Origin of the sequence: Marinitoga sp. 1135 (genome assembly GCF_013363245.1) — a bacterium.
Classification (GTDB): domain Bacteria; phylum Thermotogota; class Thermotogae; order Petrotogales; family Petrotogaceae; genus Marinitoga; species Marinitoga piezophila.
In genome coordinates this window covers 1-3,496 of sequence record NZ_LBEZ01000024.1, presented here as the reverse complement: position 1 = coordinate 3,496, position 3,496 = coordinate 1, and the positions used below count along the sequence as shown (strand labels likewise).

The 3,496-nt window shown below is 29.1% G+C and carries 2 protein-coding genes; both read left to right on the top strand.

Translation table 11 applies throughout. The annotated features are described in order from the left end of the window. Nucleotides 1-218: 218 nt before the first annotated feature. Nucleotides 219-2,405, top strand: coding sequence for a methyl-accepting chemotaxis protein (locus tag XO10_RS09585; RefSeq protein ID WP_014297376.1), 2,187 nt, complete (start codon nt 219-221; stop codon nt 2,403-2,405). 207 nt (nt 2,406-2,612) lie between these two features. Beyond that, the coding region (locus XO10_RS09580; protein WP_175421436.1) for a cache domain-containing protein at nt 2,613-3,496 on the top strand (884 nt) is incomplete at its 3' end.

The following is a 3,496-nucleotide window of genomic DNA, read 5'->3' as shown; positions in this document are numbered from 1 at the left end:
AAGAACTTAATACTCTTATTAAACAATTTAAAATCTAAAATTTAAAATTTAAAGCACTTCGGATTTCAATACCGAAGTGCTTTTTTTATTTAACTCAAAATCAAAAATATTTTTCGTTACGCAAATTTAAAGTTTTTCCATTGTATTTTTTTTAAAATTTAATGATATAATATTTACAAATATCTCTATATTAAAAAAAATTCAAAGGGGTGTGGAATATGAAAAAGGTAAATTTTCATCAAACGCTGGGGTTTAAGGTTATTTTATCTGTTTCAATTGTTATCATTGTCGGATTTTTGATAAACGGTATTGCAATGTATAAAAACCTTAAAAACTTGACAGATCAATATGTAAAAAACGGCGTATTAAAGCAAAGCGTGGAAAACATTGCTACAACAATGGAAACATATCGTACAGGAACAGAACAATTAAAAGAAGAGATGATGGATGCCTCTATTTTAAGGTTAAAAACCTTAAATGCTGTTGTGAAAGATATAATTAACAGCTATGTAGAAAAAGCAAAAAAAGGTGAAATGTCCTTTGAAGAAGCTCAAAATCTTGCAAAAGAAGCTGTTCGAAAAATAAGATATGACAATGGAACTGGATATTATTATATATACGATGAACACGGAGTAAATATTATGCATGCTGCTAAACCTTCTCTTGAAGGTAAAAATTTATATGATTTAAAAGATAAAACCGGAATATATATACTTAGAGAATTAATAAACAGAGCCAAAGAGGCTTATAAAAATAATGATGATGGAATTTTGCTTTTCCACTGGTCAAAACCTGGAGAACCAGAAGATAAATTATTTCCAAAATTAGGTGTTGCTTTCTGGATTCCTGAATTTAAATGGATGGTTGGAACTGGAATTTATATTGATGATATAGATAAAAAATTAGATGAAAGAAAGAAAAAATTCCTTGATTCATTATATGAAAAATTATACTCAACATCATATATTGGAGATAATACATATCCTATAGTATATACAAAAGATGGAAAATATTTTATATATAAGGACAAATCTAAAATCGGAAAGGAAGCTACTGCTGTTGATCCAAAAAGTGGTAAAAAAATTGTTGATCTTGCCATTGAAAAGGAAAATGGTTTTTATGAATATTATTTTCCAAAATCTACAAATTCTGATAAATTATACAAAAAAATCGCTTATGTGAAAAAAATGAGCGGCGACTTATATGTTGTAATAACAGCCTATGAAGATGAGATTTATGAATCATTATATAACTCCACTATACAAAATATTCTTATTCTATTATTAATTCTTGTTATTATTGTATTTGTTATATTCTACATAATGAAAGTGCTGGTTACAAAATCCATAAACAGACTTGTTGATAACATCAAAAAAATTGAAAACGGCATATTAAACGAAGAAATAAAAATTACATCAAAATCTGAAATTGGACATCTTGAACATTCACTTGAAAATATGAGAAAATCCTTAAGATTATTAATAAAATCAATAATCTCAGAAAATTCCAACTTGATTAAAGAAAAAAATAATCTTTTAAATGCCTCAAATAAACTAAAGGACGTTACACAAAAGGTCGAAGAAACTTTAAATATCGCTCTTACAGAATCTGATAACGCTGCATCATCAATTGAAGAAACAACATCTGGTGTTGAAGAAGTTGCTTCTGCGGCTCAAATGGTAAGTTCAGCAGCACAGGATTTAAGCGAAAAGAGTACAGATGTTGAAAATTCTGTAAAATCAGGAGAAAAGAGTATTGGAGAAATATTAGAAATAGCCACTGAAGCCAGAAATGCGGCAGTAGAAAATACAAAAAGCGTTAAAAATTTACAGGAAAAATCTGCAAATATCGGAGAAATAGTTGATACTATTATAAGTATCGCTGAACAAACAAATCTTCTTGCTTTAAACGCTGCAATAGAAGCAGCAAGAGCTGGAGAAGCAGGAAAAGGATTTGCCGTTGTTGCCGATGAAATTAGAAAACTTGCAGAAGAAACAAGAAACGCCACAGAGAATATTTCTGACTTATTAAAAGGCATAAAAGACGAAGCAGATGCTGTTAGCCAGAAATCATTAAATGTTTCAAAAATTATAGAAAGGGTTTCAGAAAAGAGTTCAGAGGTTTCAAAAGAATTTGAGGCAATTAAGAATTCTGTTGTAAATATTGTAAGTATGGTTGATAGCCTTGCTTCAAGTTCAGAAGAACAGAGCGCTTCTTCAGAAGAAATGGCAGCAGCTATGGATCAGGCGTCAAAAAATGTTCTTCATGTGAACGAGTATGTTAGAGAATCAAAAGACGAATTTGTTTATATAGAAAAAAGCAGCGAAGAACTGCTAAAAACATCTCAAATCTTAGAAGAATCTGTAAGGAAATTGGAAGATTTAATAAAAAAATTCAAGATATAAATGTATTGATATATATTTATATGTTAATACTTTTGCAAAACTCCCCTGTTTTTTTAAAAAAATAGGGGAGTTTTTTAAATTTATATTATTTCTTTTGATTTTTATTTTACCGGAAAATGTGATAAAATATTAATACATACACTCATATAAAGGCATCAATATTAATAATAAAAATCAATAAAAAAATTTTTTAAAGGGGGAATCTTTATGAAGTCATTAAAAGCGCAGATGATTGCTATTATCATCCTAATTTCTGTTCTTCCAATGTTATTATTTACAGGTATCAGTACATATAATAATTACAACAAAAGTTTTGAAAATTACAAAAAACATCTTCGCTCGGTTACTGATACCAATGCAAAATTACTCGAAACATATTTTAAACCCATTATAAATCTTACCGATATGCTTTCAAACGATGCAAATGTAAGAGGTTCTTACAGTAATAAATATGACGAACGAAACTGGATGCTCAAAATGTTTGATAACATTGTTAATAATTATCATTATGCATCGGTATATATTGGATTAAAGGATAAAACAATGCTTATGAAGCCAGACGCAGAATTGCCAGATGATTATGATCCAACATCAAGACCATGGTACAAAGCCGCAATGAAAACTCCCGGTAAAGTTGCTATTTCCGATCCATATGCAGATGCTTCAAGTGGAGATATATTAATTACCGTATCAAAAACAGTTACAGATCCACAAACAAATGAGATTATTGGAGTAATTGCAATTGATTTATCAATAAAAGAACTGGTTGATACATTCTTTGGAAATGATAAAGTATTCAAGGAAGAATATTCTTACCTTGTAAACAGCGAAGGTATTATTTTAATGCATTCAGACCCTAAAAAATGGGGTGTAAATGTTAAAGATATGGAATTTTTCAAGAAAGCTACAGATAAAAAAGGTGTTGTAGAATATACTTATAATGGAAAAACTATATTTGCTTTTTATTCAAAAATAGCTGACACTGACTGGATGATTTACACAGCAATACCTAAAAAAGCAATTACAGACGCAGTATGGAAGGAAACTTCAGTATTAATTGTTGTATTCCTTGTAATAATGATTGGTGCTTT

Excerpts from the sequence above, each read along its gene's own strand:
- XO10_RS09585 (WP_014297376.1), top strand. The coding sequence starts at position 219 with ATGAAAAAGGTAAATTTTCATCAAACGCTGGGGTTTAAGGTTATTTTA.